Source organism: Actinobaculum suis, assembly GCF_900102025.1.
Classification (GTDB): Bacteria; Actinomycetota; Actinomycetes; order Actinomycetales; family Actinomycetaceae; genus Actinobaculum; species Actinobaculum suis.
Map to the genome: position 1 here is coordinate 90,623 of NZ_FNAU01000006.1, position 15,055 is coordinate 105,677.

Sequence of the window (15,055 nt, forward strand, 5' to 3'; positions counted from 1 at the left end):
TAGCAATAAACCGGGCCGGCCGTAGCGCCAGTTTTGATGCTACGCCGGCCCGGTTTCCCGCTTGCCCGGTTTCCCGCTTGCCTGGTTCTCAGGTTCCCGGTTTTTAGCTTTACGGGTTTATGGGTTTACGGCCCGCACGGTTTGCCGCGGAACCGTTTCTGGGCCGCACTTTAAAGGTTTTAGTCCTGCACTAGTTCTCGGTAAGCGCCGTCGGCAGCTACCGGTTGGCTGAGCACATAGGTGTTCATAAACTCCACCATGGCCTGCCATTTTGCTTCATCTTGGGAACCGAATGTGCGCGAACCGGTATACAGCTGCAAAGTGCGTTGCAAAACTTCGCGTGCGGCTTCGCGGTTTTCTGGTTCGGTCAGGGCGGGAACTTCCTTTGCGGTAATGTCGAGAGTTTCGTCCGGATTTTCAGCCGCGAAACTGACGGCCTTATCCAAAGCACTCAAAATCTTGCGGAATTCCGCTTCGTGCTTTTCTAGCGTGGGCGCTAAAGAACCAAAACCAACGCTTACCAGCGGCAACCCGCCTTCCATCATTTGTATCTCTCGCACCGGCTGGCCTTGCCGGGTAATTGCGGGTACGTCCGAGTTTAGGAAACCAACTACCGCATCAACTTTTCCGGTACTCAAAGCCGACTGTTGAGTGTAGCCAATGTATTGCACATCGACTTTATCGGTAAGGTCATAGGCTTGCAGCATTGCTTGCAAGGCGTAATAGTTTGAGCCATAGGGGCCAGGTAGCCCTACGGACCGGCCGGCCAGATCTGCCGGCGAGTGAATCGGCGAATCTTCCGGCACGATGAGAACTACCGGGTATTGCTGGTACATCGTGGCCCAGTTGACGACGTCGGTCCCGTTCGACCGACCCTCCAACATTTCGTCGGCGCCCGCGAAGACGACGTCTTCACTCCCGCCCTGCAAAGCAGTAAGCAACCCTTCCTGGGCACCGTGATGGCGCAACTCAATATTCAGACCCTGCTCTGCAAAATAGCCTTTCTCTTCTGCTACATAGAGCGGAGCGAACTGGACATCAGGCACATAGGTGAGACCGATCGTGATCTTCTCCCCCGCCGCCGCGGCCTGCCCGGCGCTAGCAGTGTTTCCCTGCCCGCCTTTCGCCGCTTCCGCGTTACTGCTCCCGGAAGTGTTTCCACACGCACCCAGGAAAAGCGCGGCGGCAGTAACCAGTGCCATGAGCCGTTTTTTCATTACCGTCCCTTTCTGTGACCTTTGCGTGCCCGCGGCTCCGAAATTCCGGTAGCCAGCGCAGCACGGCGCTCCAGGACGTAAAGGGAGCCATAAATTGCCATTGCCGCAACTGCCATTACGAGCACCACGGCAAACATGCCGCGAATATCAGCGGCACCTTGTGCGCGAGTTAGTTCTGTGCCTAAACCGTTTCCGCCAATAATCATTTCCCCGACGACGGCACCGGTGATTGAGAGCGTGAAACCTGTTTTTAGGCCACCCACAATCGAGGGGAAAGCCAAAGGCAGTTCGATATGCCATAAGAGCGTAAGCCCGTGTGCGCCGTCGAGCCGGGCCGCTCCCACAACATCACTATCGATACCCGCCATACCAACGGAGGTGGAGATAATAATCGGGAAAACAACCATGATTACGCACAAAACCACCACGGAAGTGAAACCGTAACCGATCCACACTACAAGCATGGGGGCTATCGCCACCGCGGGTATCGCTTGCGATGCCGCTAAATAGGGTTGGATCGCGGCGCTAATAACCTTGGTTTTGGCGATAATCACGCCCACGGGAATACCGATTAAGGCACCGAAGAAGCACCCGGCCAGCGCTTCTGCCAAGGTTTGGCCGAGCGCCGTGGCTAAATAGCCGGGCCGGATACCGGCCCCTGCCCCGGTGGGATCGTTTTCTACTAGGCCGCGCACGGTTCTTTGCAATACCGCGCCGGGACTGGGCAAAAAGGCAGGATTGACCCAAGCAAAATAGGTAGCCGCCCACCACAATCCGAGCAGGCATACACCTAAGACGAGCGCGGGAAGCCAGTTACCCTTTCGCACAGCCGATGGCCTTTCACTCACGCCTCGAGGTATCGCATTTGCAAGGGTATGGCAAAGGCTCGCGAACCAGTTTCCCACTCCCCTGGCCGGCCGGCCAGGTTCGGTATCTAAAAATCGCGAGCCGGTGCGCCTCCCATCCGGACTATTACCGTCGGTCGAGGATTTTCACCTCGTCAACCGCTTGCGCGGGTCGCGGACTATCACCGCCGGTTCAGACTTGCACTGACCCCGGAGCACCTTATCTAATTGACGGGTGCCAGTATACATGTTTTCCGGGTGCGCGATACCACGGCACGGATGTGCGCGCTGGTAGGAGCATGGTTAGGCGCGTAGCCAGGTACCACGCGGAAGACCGCGAGCAACACCGCAAGGTACCTAGCCAGCCGAGGTTTTAGCAAGGCGGTGTGTGGCCCGGTTTTGCCGGGTATTCCGCGCACGCTTTGGTAGCCAACTGGCGGAGTGCTTCTACTTCTGCGTGGGCGTCTGCGGCTTTGAATACCGCGGAGCCGGCCACGAAATTATTGGCCCCGGCACGGGCCGCTTCCTCGATAGTGGCCCGGGAGATCCCGCCGTCTACTTGCACCCACACGTCGAGCCCGGCGCGGTCAATTGCTTCCCGGGTGCGCCGCACTTTCGGCATCATTTGGGAAATGAATTTTTGACCGCCAAACCCGGGTTCAACCGTCATGATGAGAATCATGTCGAACTCATCCAAAATATCGATATAGGGCGTGATATCGGTGGCCGGGCGTAAAGCGAGACCGGCGCGGGCTCCTTGGGCGCGGATTTCCCGCGCGAGCCGCAGCGGGGCTTTACAAGCTTCCGCATGGAAGGTAACCGATGCGGCACCGGCTTCCACATATTGCGGTGCCCACTGATCTGGATCTTCAATCATCAGATGCGCATCTACCGGCACCTTCGTATTTTCCACCACTTTTTCCAGGAGCGGCACACCGAAAGAAAGGTTGGGAACGAAGTGGTTATCCATCACGTCGAAATGCACGAAATCGGCGTTATCAATCTGGCTGAGTTCGCGGGCTAGATGCCCAAAATCGCAGTTGAGGATCGAAGGTGAAATCTGAACACTCATTGTGCTTTCCGTTCGTTTGTAGCTTTGTAGTTGCTTGGTTTGGCTGTTATTCGGTTTTGAGGATACGGGCCATATACATGGCATCCGCCTGGTGTAAATCTGGCCAGAGTTGCACTGTGCGGCCTTTGGCGGCGACCGGGAATTTGGCGCGCCGGTTTGCTTCGAGAGTACAGTCTCCCAGCTCCGCACCGGCAGTACGCGCCAGGAATGCTTCCACTACTTCTTTGGTTTCGGCGAGCACTGGCGAACAGGTGGTGTACAGCAAGATTCCGCCCGGGCGCACTGCTTGGTAGGCAGAGTCGAGAAGTTCGCCTTGCAGTTGCACCAAATCGGTTACGTCTGCCGGGGATTTACGCCAGCGGGCTTCCGGCCGGCGCCGCAAAGAACCCAACCCGCTACAGGGTGCATCCACCAGTACGCGATCATAACTATTCGGCTCTTGGGCGCCGATTTCACGGCCATCCCCTTCGCGCAGCGCCACAATATCGGCAAAGGGCCGCACGGCGTCAGCAACAAGATCGAGCCGGTGCGGGTGGGGTTCATTCGCAAAAATCCGGACGCCGCGCTGGGCGGCAAAAGACGCTAGGGTTGCGGTTTTTCCGCCCGGCCCGGCGCACATATCCAGCCACTTCTCGTCAGTTCCCGGATCGATCTTAAGGTTCGCGAAAACTTCGCAAATCAGTTGCGAGCCTTCATCTTGCACGCCTGCCTGGCCATCTTGCACCGGCCACAGCCGGCCCGGATCACCATGTTCCAACAGGGTTGCCGCTTCCACCAGATAGGGTTCGCTCCATTCCATCCCGGCGCGTTCGATTCTTTCGCGCAAAGCCGCCACGCTCATATCCCGGGCCCGCAAAGCCACCTTCGCGGCTTCGTTATTGGCGGCGAGCACGGCTTCTAACGCTTCGGCGCGGTTGCGGGCGTGCAAGGCGGCCCCAAATTCTTGCACGATCCAGCGCGGGTGGGAATACCAGGTGGATAAGAATTGTTCTTCGTTGGCGCTGGAATTACGTAAGATTTCTTCCCAGTTGCCACGCTCCGAAACCCGGCGCAAGATGGCGTTCACGAAACCGCCGGTCCCTTGGCCCAGCTCGTTGCGGGCCAAGGTCACGGTCTCGTTGATTGCCGCGTGCGGCGGCGTTTTCAGTTCGACGAGCTGGTGGCATCCCAGGCGCAATAGATCGAGTACTGGCGCATCGATTTCGTTGAGCGCCCGATCCTGGGAACAGCGCGCAATAATCGCATCGTAACGGCCGGATAGCCGCAAAGTACCGTAGGTGAGGTTGGTAGCGAAGGATGCGTCGAGCTTATTGAGCCGGGCCCGGCTAATAGCTGCGGGTAGTACGAGGTTCGCGTAAGCGCCCTCGGCATTTACTTCGCGAATGGTTTGGAATGCGACCAGGCGGGCCCGGTCGCTCCGTTTACGGCCCGGAACCCAACCTTTATTGCGCTCTCTGCTCACTAATGCTGTCCTTCCTCTTGGTTGCTTTGCTGGTTGTGCTGTTTGCGGTGTCTGTAGTGGGTGAAGTGAAACGCGTGCCGGGTGCGAGCCGGGCGCCGCGCAACCAATCCCGGGCGTCCATGTGTGATTTACCGGCCGGGGCAAGCCGGGTGAGCCGCACTGGTTCGGTGGCCGTTCCTACGTATCCATCTTCCCCGATTTCTCCGGGTGCAAGGGCGGGGGTTTGCGATTCTGAACCCGTGGCTGGGGTTTGCGTAGAGCCAGCTGACGCCGAAGATTCAGAAAGCGAGGATGCTACTTCTACGGGTGCGATTTTGACGCGTTGCCCTTCGAGTAACGTCCAGGCGCCCGGAACCGGAGTGGCCGCGCGAATCCGTGCCGCAATTTCGGCGGCACTGGTCTCCCAGTTAATTTGTGCCCACGCACTGCGGAATTGTGGTGCCAGGGTGGGGGTACCAGTTTGCGGTGTGGCATGGGCGGTGCCGGCCAATATGTCTTGTAGGGTGCGCGAAAGTAGTGTGGCCCCGCTGTGGGCGAGCCGTGCTAGGAGTTCTCCCGCGGTTTCTTGCGCACCGATGGGTGTTTCTTCCTGTGCGAATATTGGCCCGGTGTCCAAACCTTTTTCAATCTGGAAAATGCTCAAACCGGTTTTTGTGTCTCCGGCGGCGATTGCGTAGTTGACCGGTGCGGCCCCGCGCCACCGCGGCAGGAGCGAAAAATGCAGGTTGACCCAGCCGTGGGTAGGAACCGCGAGTAAAGATTCGGGAATTATGAGTCCGTAGGCCACCACCGCCACCGCTTGCGGTGCCAATTCCGAAATCTGTGCCTGTATTTCTGGGGTACGCAAAGATTTAGGGGTAAGTACCGGGATGCCGAGCTCTGCCGCGGCTTCATGCACAGCTGAGGGGGTAAGGACGCGTTTTCGGCCCACTGGTGCCGGGGCTCGCGTGAGCACGGCAGCAATTTCAAATCCGTCTTCTATCAGCCGGTGCAAAGAAGGCACCGCAGTTTGAGGAGTTCCAGCAAAAAGTATTCGCACCTGCTCATTCTAGCGATTTCTGGTCCCTATTTTTCTGGTGCTTGCACCCTGCGGCCTACATCGGAGGATCGACTTCTAACCGCAAGGGCATTCCCGAAGATCCACCAGCATAAGAACCATAGCTACGCCGTGCCTGTGCCATAACGTGCCGGGCACTGGCCAATTTGGTGCGTAGATAGACCGTCATTTCCTCGGGCTGCCGGGCCGGTACCGGGCCCAGTATTTCTACGCCGGGCACCAAATGATGCACTCCGCCTACCAACAGCGAAGGAGAGGTACTAGCGTCGCTGGTTGTAGCACTTGCCTCGCTGGTTGTAGCACTGGCGTCGCTGGACAATGCGCTCGGGTCGCTGCTCGAGCCGCTTGCGTTTGTTTGCGTAATGCTCGCGGTTGCGGCCGTGGTGTCCGGGTTTATTTGCGTAGCGCCCGGGTTTGTGGTGCCCGCGGCTGTGCCACCCGCGGTTGTGGCCGTGGCGCCCGTGATTTGCGGGTTTGGGAGCGGGTGGCTGCGCAGAGCGGCGCGAAGTATCCCCAGGAAGTTTCTAATATCACGACGCCGGCCGGTTACTGCCAACCAGCGCCAGGCCGGGGGTAGTTTGAGTTGGCTGCGTTCGGCCAGGGAGATTTCGGCTCTTTCTCCGTGGGCCCAGCGTGCCAGTGCGGAGACTAGTTGCAGTTCGGCGCGCCCGGCCAGCATTACTTTTCCGCCGGCTCCGGCACTGCGCACCCGTGAAATAACCCGCGCGATGGCCCGGATGAACCGGGTATCGGCGTCGAGCCCTTCTCCGAGCAAGTAGCGCGAATCGAGAACCACTGCCGCTGCATATCCGCCTGCCGCGCGTGGTTCGGCACCCGGCGTGGCTACCACGATCCGAGATTTACCGTCCACTTCCGGAATAATGCCTTCGGGGAGTCCGGCCCCGGAAAGAATCATGCCGACGCCGGGAAAGGCCCGCCCAATTTCTTCTGCGGTACGGTAGGAACCAATTTTCATGGCCCGCAGGTGGCCGTACCCGCACTGTGCGCATCGCCATTGGTTGATACGGGTGCCACACCGGGTACAGTGGGGCCTTTCACCTTTGCTTGGAATGGCCAGTTTGCCTCCGCATTCGGCGCAGCGTGCCGGTTCCCAGCAGTTCCCGCACGCCACTTCCGGAATGTAACCGGAGCGCGGCACCGTGAAAAGCACCGGCCCGCGCGGGAGTGCTTGGCGTACAAGTTGGAAAGCCGGGCTCGGGATACGGAAGGAATCATCCGTATTCCATTGTTCTGCGGCGCTAACTTGCGGCAAGATCTGTTTTTTGGCACGAGTTTCGCCTTCCAGCAGGAGCGCTCCTTCCCGAATGGCCTGCGCAGAACGCTCGGAAACATATGGTCCGTAAGCCAAAAATGCGGCTTCTTCCAGGCGGGCGCGCAACCGGAGCACCTCGCTTGCTTCCGCATAGGGGGCACGGGGTTCGCGCAAGGAAGTGGCGGCATCGTCAATGACTACCGCTAGCCCCAGTTTTTTTACGGGCCACCAGGTAGCGGCGCGCGAACCGACGACGATCCCCGCCCGGCCCGTGAGCGCGCCCAAGAAATTCCGGTACCGCGTTTCGTGTGGGTCTTCTGCCGCGGCGAACGCGATTTTTTCGCCCAAGGTTTTTTCGAGGTATCGCGCCAAACTGCGGGCCAAGCGGGTGTTTGGTACCACTACGAGCACGCCGCGCCCCGACTGCCGGGTACTAGCAACAGCTTCGGCGAGGAGGTTCCGCCCGCCTGCCTCCCCGGGAAGGGTGGCCACAATAGCGTGCGGCGATTTGCCTTCCGCCAAGCAGGTAGCAAAAGCAACTCCCCCGGCATAGTTCTCCCAGGTTTGCGGCTCCAACCGCAGCCCTGGTTCTGCTAGCGGAGTATCTGCGGCGAAGAATTCTTTTTCGGCCCGGGCATGCCGTTCGGGGATGGCCAAGCGTAATACTTCGGCCACGCTACAGGCCCACCGGTCTGCTACTTCACGAGCTAATTCGTATATTTCCGAGGTCAGCACGGGCACGGCAGAAACTACGCGGCGTATTTCTTTGAGATCGGTACCGGCACGCGAATCGGCGTCCCGCGCCACAATAAACCCGTTGACGCGCCGCGAACCGATATCAACAACCACCCGGCATCCCACTTGGGCCTGCGCGGCAAATTTTTGCGGCACCAGGTAGTCAAAAACATGGTCGAGCTGCGGATGGGTGACCAGTGGCCGCACATGGGCCACCGGATCGGGCACACTGGATTTTATCCGCGCCGCCAAGCGCGGAATATCAAGCAGGCTTCCCTGCTCACCAAAATCGGGAATCTCCCCGAATCCTGCAATCTCCTCCATGCCTACAGGCTATCGCGCCCCTCCGACACAGTTGTTACATCCGGCTTCATGTTTCCAGAACGCCCTGCCAATCCACATTCCGGAGTGCTTTTCTGGCACGCTTTTCGAGCCCGCTTTTCCAAGTAGCTTCCGCTTTTCCAAGTGGCTTCCGCTTTTCCAAGTGGCTTCGCAGCCCACATTCCGGAGACTTTCTGGCCCGCGAGTTTTATAGCGCGCGCAGAAGCTCTTCTACCCGGTCGGTCTTCTCCCAAGTAAACTCTGGCAGTTCCCGGCCAAAATGCCCATAAGCGGCGGTCTTGGCGAAGATGGGCCGCTTCAAGCCCAAAGTGTCGATAATGGCGGCCGGGCGCAGGTCGAAAACTTTTGCTACCGCATTGCGGATCCGGTCTACCGGCTGGGTTTCAGTACCTTGGGTGTCAACCCGCAAGGATACCGGGTGTGCCCGGCCAATCGCGTAGGCCACCTGGATTTCGCAGCGGCTCGCCAAACCGGCTGCCACCACGTTTTTGGCCACCCAGCGCGCCGCATAAGCCCCGGAGCGGTCTACTTTCGAAGCATCTTTACCGGAGAAGGCCCCACCTCCGTGCCGTGCAAAGCCCCCGTAGGTATCCACGATGATTTTCCGGCCGGTAAGTCCGGCGTCGCCCATCGGGCCTCCCACCACAAACCTTCCCGAAGGGTTAACAAGGACCTTCATCTCGGAAGTATCCAGATCCAAGCCTTCACTTTCCAGCACGGTATCCAGAACGTGGTTTTCCAGGGTTTGCGCCAACCAGTCCAGTTGCGCACTCTCATCATGTTGCGTGGAAATCACCACGGTTTGGAGCTGCACGGGTTTATTGCCGTCATACCCAATAGTTACCTGGGTTTTGCCGTCCGGGCGCAGGAAAGGTACCGCACCGGTTTTGCGCACCTTCGCGAGCTGTTCGGCTAATCGGTGGGCGAGCTGAATCGGGGCGGGCATGAGCGTTTTCGTCTCATTGGTGGCATAGCCAAACATCATGCCTTGATCGCCGGCACCTTGCCGCGAATAGCGTTCCACATCAGTCATTTCCCGCGATTCCAGAGATTTGGCCACGCTCGCGGCAATATCTGGGGATTGCTGCCCAATCGAGGTGGTTACCCCGCAGGAAGCACCATCAAAGCCGACGGCGGAAGACGTGTAACCAATATTCGATATTTGTTCGCGTACGATGTGCGGGATTTCCACATAGGACTTTGTGGTAACTTCCCCAGCCACATGCACCAATCCGGTGGTGACCATGGTCTCCACGGCCACATGCGAATCCGGGTCTTGTTCCAGCATGGCGTCCAGGATCGTATCGGAAATAATGTCACACACTTTATCCGGGTGGCCTTCCGTCACCGATTCGGACGTGAATGGTTGCAGATACACCATTATTAGCTCCTTGTAGCTTTTCTTTGCGGGTAACTTCTAGCCCTCTCGCGGGCCCCACCCGGAAACCTCTTAACACTGTGTTTTCTTGGTTTTATTACCCAGTGTTTTCCAGCCCAGCGCTTTCTTATCCTGTGCTTTCCTGCCCTGTGCTTTCCTGCCCTGTGCTTTCCTGCCCTGTGCTTTCCTGCCCTGTGCTTTCCTGCTCTGTGGCATCCAACCAAGTGGCATCCAGTGCGCGGCGCCCAGATCCTGTGCCTGACTGAATTCTCATTCTACCGGGTATTTGATAGACCCGCGATAGTGTCAATAATCTTGTGTGCCATCTGTGTCTTGCTTCCTTGACCTTCCGCCATGATGGTTCCGGCCCGGTCAATGATAGTGATAGCCGTTTCGACCTCACCAAAGCCGCGTTCAGTGCCGACCTCATTAATCACCATGAGATCGGCGCCTTTTCGTGCGGCTTTCGCCCGTCCGTATTCGAGCACACTGGCTTCAGCATCCCCGGTTTCCGCGGCAAAACCGATAATGATTTGCCCTTCGCGGCGGCGCGTGTGCGTTAGTTCGGCTAAAATATCCGGGTTTTCTACCAGTTCAATAGTTTTGCGCCCGGTACCATCTTTTTTCTGCTTAGTAGCGGTGCGATTGGCAGGCCGGTAATCGGCGACGGCGGCTGACATTACGATCACGTCCGCACTGGCCGCGGTTTCAAGCATGGCCGTCTGCAATTCTTGGGCAGATTCCACTCGAACTAGTTCGATATCCGTGTGCTCGAGTGTATTCAAGATTTGCCCATCAATATTGGCGGCAACCAGGGTGACATGTGCACCGGCTGCTTGGGCCGCACGGGCAATTTCCACTCCGAAACGTCCCGAGGACCGATTGCCAATAAAACGCACTGGATCAATAGCTTCTCGGGTGCCACCAGCCGAAATAACAATCTGCCGGCCGCGCAAAGCCGCCGCAAAGGTCCCGCGATTCGCGCCGGCTTCCGCCGCGCTAGTTTCTGCTCGCGCAGTTTCTTCAACGTTTTCTTCACCGCGTTCTTCACCGTGCGCAGCGTTATCTGTAATGCCGAGGATAGCGAAGGCACGGGCCGCGATTTCTTCCGGTTCTGGCATCCGCCCTTTGCCGGAATCTTTGCCGGTGAGCCGGCCCGCGGCCGGTTCCATTACTTCTACTCCGCGGGCGCGCAATATCTGCACGTTTTCCACTGTGGCCGGGTTTTCCCACATTTGGGTATGCATGGCAGGCACCATAAGAATTGGGCATTCGGCTACCAACAAAGTATTGGTAAGCAGATTGTCTGCCATGCCGGCCCGCATTTTGGCAAGAGTGTTCGCGGTAGCCGGAGCAACGACTACCAGATCAGCTTCTGTCCCCAGCCGCACATGCGTCACATGCGGGGCATCTTCCGGCGTCTGCGTGTACACCGGTTTCCCCGTCAGTGCTTCCCAAGTGGTTTTACCAACCATTTCTAAGGAAGCAGAAGTGGGGATAACCGTTACATCCAGATTTTTCTTGATCAGCAGACGCACCAGGATCGCCGTTTTATAAGCAGCGATCCCGGCGGTCACGCCCACTACTACCCGTGGCCGTGTCTGCGTAGCGGCAGCCCGCTTTTCACTCATTGCGCTTCGTCAGCAACCTCGGGGGCGTCCGCTTCGGTAGCGGCCGTTTCCACTTCCGCAGCGGTATCAGTTGGCGCCGGTGCGTTAGCCGCTTCACTTGCGTCCGCGACCGCTGCCCCACCGGCAGCAAGTTCTGCTTCCGGGACGATATCTTGCGGCCCGTGGCCATCAATCGTCCAATCCAGCTTGCCGTCTACGAGCTCGCGCAAGGCGATGGAAAGCGGCTTTTCTTCCGGATCGGCCGCCACGAGGGCACCGTAGCTCGTAATATTCGCGTCCCCGCGCGCCATTTCTTGGCGGTAGGTATTAATCTGCTGAGCCCGCTGCGAAGAGACAACGCACAGCGCGTACTTCGAGGGGATCTTGGCGAGCAAATCATCGATTGGCGGCCGTGTGATACCTTCTGGTTCCGGAACAGTTCCGAACATTAACTTCCCTTCGTCATAGCCAGCTAGCTAGCTCGCTAACTGTTAGCTCCAGCCGTCCATTCTAACCTTCCAGGCCCATAATTTGAAGGATCTGGCCGGTGGCGCGAGCCACGGTGTCATTAACAACCACAATGTCAAATTCCGGTTCGGCCGCTAATTCACTCTGCGCCGTTTGCAGGCGCCGGGCAATTTGTGTTTCAGTTTCCGTGCCCCGGCCGCGCAAACGCCGCTCTAGTTCCTCCCATGATGGCGGGGCAATAAAAATCTGCACGGCTTCCGGAGCTGAGGTGCGGACTTGCCGCGCACCGGCGACGTCGATTTCCAACACCGGCACCTTCCCCGCCCGCAGTGCCTCCTCGATTGGTGCCCGCGGTGTACCGTACTTGGCGTTGCCGTGCACCACGGCCCATTCGAGCATTTGCCCGGTGGCGACCATGCGGTCAAATTCCTGATCGGTCACGAAAAAATACGACTCGCCGTCTACTTCGTGCGGCCGCGGCGCGCGCGTGGTGGCCGAAATAGAAACCCAAATTTTCGGGGATCGTGCTGCCATCGCTTTCACAATCGTCCCCTTGCCCACGCCCGAAGGCCCGGCAATCACAAAAATCTTTGCGTGCTCTTCCTCCATAAGCCCATGTTGCCACAATTTCGGTTGCGTTTAACCTTGCTTTACCTGCTCGGTTTACGACGCCGAAAAAAAACGCCGGTTGGATCCTCCTCCCCCAACCGGCGATATTTTCCCGAGTTACGCGCACTAACCGAAGCGTTCAATAAGCGCGGCCGCTTGCTTCTTTCCAAGACCGGCTACCCGGCGCGTTTCCGCAATTGACACCTGCTCCATGATCGCTTGCGCCTTCGATTCCCCAATACCGGGGATAGACATGAGCAACGCGCGCACCCGCAACCGTCCCGCCACCGGATCCGTTTTGGCCCGAGCAATTACCTCGGAAACCTTAACAGTGCCCTCTTTGACGTCTTTCTTTAGCTGTGCTCGGTCCCGACGAATCCGTGCAGCCTTTGCCAGCGCCTCATCGCGCTCTTCATCGCTCAGATTTGGAAGACCCACCTCGGCTCCTTTTCTTGATTTCTTTCTCTCCGCCGGTTCTGCACTACAATGTGCCTCCTTTGACCGTTACAACAGCCAGAATACCCCGAATTTACGCCGTTTGTAGATGATTAAGTCGCCTTACATTTCTCTCGTCAGAAAAAGCTTATTACTGAATGAAGTATTTTTTACGGTCTACCTGCACCATTACCGTTGCTGATTTACAAATGTGCGAAAAGCGATGCAAAATGTTCCAACTCGTTGGGCGTGTCACACATCCACCCGCTAAAGTCACTTAAGGAAATATAGATCCGTTATTCTACGCGATACACATTTCAGGACTTGTTATTTACCACCGCTCACAATCATTTGCCCCTAAACCAACGCAGTTTTTGTTCTGGTCGTGTTCACGCTCTGCCCTGGCCCTCCCCAGGTTTCATCGCAGACTCGCTAAGCTGGCGCCATGGACAGCGTAAGGGTTGATGTGTGGCTGTGGAGCGTGCGGCAGTGCAAAACGCGTTCTTTAGCGACGGCAGAATGCAAGGCCGGCCATGTACGTATAAATGACGAACCGGCCAAACCCGCCTCGAAAGTGCGGGTGGGCGATACGGTGCGCTACCGCGTAGAAGGATTTGATCGAGTATTGCGCGTTACCGGTTTGCTCAAGAAACGCGTCTCTGCACCCTTGGCCCGGGAAAACTATGAAGACCTCACCCCGGCTCGGCCCCGGCCCCTGCTTCCCATTGCTCGGCGGGACCCTGGTACCGGCCGGCCCACCAAGAAAGAACGGCGAGAACTCGATCGCCTCTTCGGCCGAGATGCTAACTTTGGCCGCCGCCGGAACTAGCTGGGCGAAAAGTCTGCGGGCACCCGGCCCGCTGCCGCCGGCTCCATCCTGCCCGCTGCCGCCGGCTCCACCCTGCGGCAGGGTTACCTCAAGAATGGTTTGCCTCAAGATCGGTTTACCTCGAGAATCGTTTGCCTCAAGATCGGAGCCGCCGGCGCCTGGGGACCGGTCCAAAAACAGCAAGCGGCGGTAGGAATCCTCTCGGGATTCCTACCGCCGCTTGCTATGCACTTGCCTGAACGCTTTTTGGCCCGAGCTTTGCGTGCCGAAGCTATCGCGGCACTAGGTAGCGCTTACTTCGTTTCCGTTTCTGCCGACTGGTCTTCCGAGCGCGGCTCAGCTTCCGGCGCCACTTCCGCGTCAGTTTCTACTGGCTCGACTTCCAGCTTGGCCTCGGCTTCTGCTGGCGCAGATTCCGAGCGCGGCTCAGCTACCGAGCACAGCTCGGCTTCCGGCGTGGAAAATGGCTCAGCTTCCGGCTCGCCTGCGGCCGCTGTATCCGCGGAGCTGGCGCTCGGCGCGCTTACTTCCGCGCCCGCGCCAATTGTTTCCCCGCGTGCTTCGGCGTCGAGAATCGAACCCTTGGCCTGGTTGGCCAGTTCGCGTTCGCGAATATCAGCCATCCGATTCATCACGCCCATTACGAATCCCACTGACCTATCCGTGGAAAGCGAGCGTGCCAGATCCGCCCATTCCGGCACCACCACGGCCCGCGGCGTATCCATATAGGTGAGCTCGGCGGCCGCGCCCCGCAAAATATTGCGATCCACAGAATTCATGCGGTGCAAAGGCCAATCTTCCGAAGCCGCCTCAATGAGCGTATTGAGATTCAGGATGTGGCCCGCGTAATGTTCCACAATTTCGGAGCCAAATTCGCCGATTGGCACTTGCGCCGTCGAAACCTTTTGCCGCTCTGCAAGCAAATCGCGGATACCTTGCTCGGTGGCAATACCTTTCTCATCAGCTTCGAAAAGCACATCCAGAGCACGATGCCGCTGGGTAGAGCGACCCTTTTGCTTCGCGTATTTACGTCTCTTCGCGTGTTGTCTCCGAGCCATAATCACCTAGTCATTCGCACGGGAAATGTATTCCCCGGTGCGGGTATCAATCTTCAGCCGGTCGCCTTCGTTAATAAACAGCGGTACCTGCACTTCATAACCGGTTTCCACCGTAGCCGGCTTGGTACCAGCGCTCGAACGGTTACCCTGCACGCCCGGTTCAGTGTGCGTTACGGTCAGTTCCACCGAGGCCGGCATTTCCACAAAGAGCACGCGCCCATCCGTGGAAGCGATCGTGGCATCGTCATTTTCGAGGAGGAAATTCTTCGCATCCCCCACGATTTCCGGGCTAATCGGAATCTGGTCGAAAGTGTCCTTATCCATAAAGATATAGTCAGTGCCGTCATTGTAGAGGTACTGCATATCCCGGCGGTCAATGGTTGCCGTTTCCACCTTGATCCCCGCGTTGAGCGTACGATCGAGGGTCTTACCCGTCATCACATTGCGCAACTTGGTGCGCACAAAGGCCGGGCCTTTTCCGGGCTTGACGTGCAGGAATTCCACTACCTGCCACATCTGGTTGTCAAGCACCAGAATCATGCCGTTCTTCAGATCATTCGTAGTTGTCACTTTGCTTCCTTTCGCAATTAGCCGCGTACCAGGATACAGCGCATTTTCGCGTAGCTCTATCAAAAAGGCACGCGCTTCGCACACACCTTTTCTTT

At 58.0% G+C, this 15,055-nt stretch carries 14 protein-coding genes and 1 riboswitch; of the genes, 1 reads left to right on the top strand and 13 read right to left on the bottom strand.

Annotation, left to right across the window (positions count from 1 at the left end):
* Window positions 1-179: 179 nt before the first annotated feature.
* From BLT47_RS04590 to mihF, 11 genes are all read right to left on the bottom strand, one after another.
* Window positions 180-1,217, bottom strand: a complete 1,038-nt coding sequence (locus BLT47_RS04590) for an ABC transporter substrate-binding protein (protein ID WP_074662162.1) — start codon at window positions 1,215-1,217, stop codon at window positions 180-182.
* Window positions 1,217-2,044, bottom strand: coding sequence for an ABC transporter permease (locus BLT47_RS04595; protein WP_074662166.1), 828 nt, complete (start codon window positions 2,042-2,044; stop codon window positions 1,217-1,219). The genes BLT47_RS04590 and BLT47_RS04595 overlap by 1 nt, the downstream gene beginning before the upstream one ends.
* A gap of 121 nt (window positions 2,045-2,165) precedes the next feature.
* Window positions 2,166-2,284: riboswitch (FMN riboswitch) on the bottom strand.
* A gap of 151 nt (window positions 2,285-2,435) precedes the next feature.
* Complete coding sequence (gene rpe / locus BLT47_RS04600; RefSeq protein ID WP_074662169.1) at window positions 2,436-3,134, bottom strand: ribulose-phosphate 3-epimerase; 699 nt, start codon at window positions 3,132-3,134, stop codon at window positions 2,436-2,438.
* A gap of 46 nt (window positions 3,135-3,180) precedes the next feature.
* A complete protein-coding gene (locus BLT47_RS04605; RefSeq protein ID WP_074662173.1) occupies window positions 3,181-4,596 on the bottom strand; it encodes a transcription antitermination factor NusB in 1,416 nt (471 codons plus the stop codon).
* Window positions 4,577-5,635 carry a methionyl-tRNA formyltransferase gene (gene fmt / locus BLT47_RS04610; protein WP_074662176.1) on the bottom strand — a complete coding sequence of 353 codons (1,059 nt, stop codon included), beginning with the start codon at window positions 5,633-5,635 and terminating at the stop codon, window positions 4,577-4,579. Before fmt ends, BLT47_RS04605 begins: the two co-directional genes overlap by 20 nt.
* 55 nt (window positions 5,636-5,690) lie before the next feature.
* The gene (locus BLT47_RS04615; protein WP_074662179.1) at window positions 5,691-7,985 is read right to left on the bottom strand and encodes a primosomal protein N' family DNA-binding protein; all 2,295 of its coding nucleotides are present in this window, start codon (window positions 7,983-7,985) and stop codon (window positions 5,691-5,693) included.
* Between the two features lie 205 nt (window positions 7,986-8,190).
* Window positions 8,191-9,384, bottom strand: coding sequence for a methionine adenosyltransferase (metK, locus tag BLT47_RS04620; protein ID WP_049619173.1), 1,194 nt, complete (start codon window positions 9,382-9,384; stop codon window positions 8,191-8,193).
* A gap of 272 nt (window positions 9,385-9,656) precedes the next feature.
* Complete coding sequence (locus BLT47_RS04625; protein WP_074662183.1) at window positions 9,657-11,012, bottom strand: bifunctional phosphopantothenoylcysteine decarboxylase/phosphopantothenate synthase; 1,356 nt, start codon at window positions 11,010-11,012, stop codon at window positions 9,657-9,659.
* Entirely contained in the window at window positions 11,009-11,440 is a 432-nt protein-coding gene (rpoZ, locus tag BLT47_RS08925) for a DNA-directed RNA polymerase subunit omega (RefSeq protein WP_083330068.1), read from the bottom strand. The genes BLT47_RS04625 and rpoZ overlap by 4 nt, the downstream gene beginning before the upstream one ends.
* A 61-nt stretch (window positions 11,441-11,501) precedes the next feature.
* On the bottom strand, window positions 11,502-12,068 hold the full coding sequence (gene gmk / locus BLT47_RS04635) for a guanylate kinase (RefSeq protein WP_065415320.1): 567 nt from the start codon (window positions 12,066-12,068) through the stop codon (window positions 11,502-11,504).
* A gap of 126 nt (window positions 12,069-12,194) precedes the next feature.
* Window positions 12,195-12,506 (bottom strand): integration host factor, actinobacterial type, encoded by a 312-nt coding sequence (mihF, locus tag BLT47_RS04640; protein ID WP_049619176.1) that lies wholly within the window; start codon window positions 12,504-12,506, stop codon window positions 12,195-12,197.
* A 442-nt stretch (window positions 12,507-12,948) separates the two neighbouring features.
* Between mihF and BLT47_RS04645 the strand changes: the two genes are divergently transcribed.
* Window positions 12,949-13,332, top strand: coding sequence for an RNA-binding S4 domain-containing protein (locus BLT47_RS04645; protein ID WP_049619177.1), 384 nt, complete (start codon window positions 12,949-12,951; stop codon window positions 13,330-13,332).
* Window positions 13,333-13,625: 293 nt separating this feature from the next.
* Here BLT47_RS04645 and BLT47_RS08930 read toward each other — a convergent pair whose 3' ends face one another.
* Both BLT47_RS08930 and efp read right to left on the bottom strand, forming a co-directional pair.
* Window positions 13,626-14,390, bottom strand: a complete 765-nt coding sequence (locus BLT47_RS08930) for a transcription antitermination protein NusB (RefSeq protein ID WP_083078697.1) — start codon at window positions 14,388-14,390, stop codon at window positions 13,626-13,628.
* Window positions 14,391-14,396: 6 nt separating this feature from the next.
* Window positions 14,397-14,960, bottom strand: coding sequence for an elongation factor P (gene efp / locus BLT47_RS04655; RefSeq protein WP_049619198.1), 564 nt, complete (start codon window positions 14,958-14,960; stop codon window positions 14,397-14,399).
* Window positions 14,961-15,055: the final 95 nt, after the last annotated feature.

Coding starts and splice junctions, on each gene's coding strand:
- BLT47_RS04590 (WP_074662162.1), bottom strand. CDS start 1,217: ATGAAAAAACGGCTCATGGCACTGGTTACTGCCGCCGCGCTTTTCCTG.
- rpe (WP_074662169.1), bottom strand. CDS start 3,134: ATGAGTGTTCAGATTTCACCTTCGATCCTCAACTGCGATTTTGGGCAT.
- BLT47_RS04615 (WP_074662179.1), bottom strand. CDS start 7,985: ATGGAGGAGATTGCAGGATTCGGGGAGATTCCCGATTTTGGTGAGCAG.
- metK (WP_049619173.1), bottom strand. CDS start 9,384: ATGGTGTATCTGCAACCATTCACGTCCGAATCGGTGACGGAAGGCCAC.
- BLT47_RS04625 (WP_074662183.1), bottom strand. CDS start 11,012: ATGAGTGAAAAGCGGGCTGCCGCTACGCAGACACGGCCACGGGTAGTA.
- rpoZ (WP_083330068.1), bottom strand. CDS start 11,440: ATGTTCGGAACTGTTCCGGAACCAGAAGGTATCACACGGCCGCCAATC.
- gmk (WP_065415320.1), bottom strand. CDS start 12,068: ATGGAGGAAGAGCACGCAAAGATTTTTGTGATTGCCGGGCCTTCGGGC.
- BLT47_RS04645 (WP_049619177.1), top strand. CDS start 12,949: ATGGACAGCGTAAGGGTTGATGTGTGGCTGTGGAGCGTGCGGCAGTGC.
- BLT47_RS08930 (WP_083078697.1), bottom strand. CDS start 14,390: ATGGCTCGGAGACAACACGCGAAGAGACGTAAATACGCGAAGCAAAAG.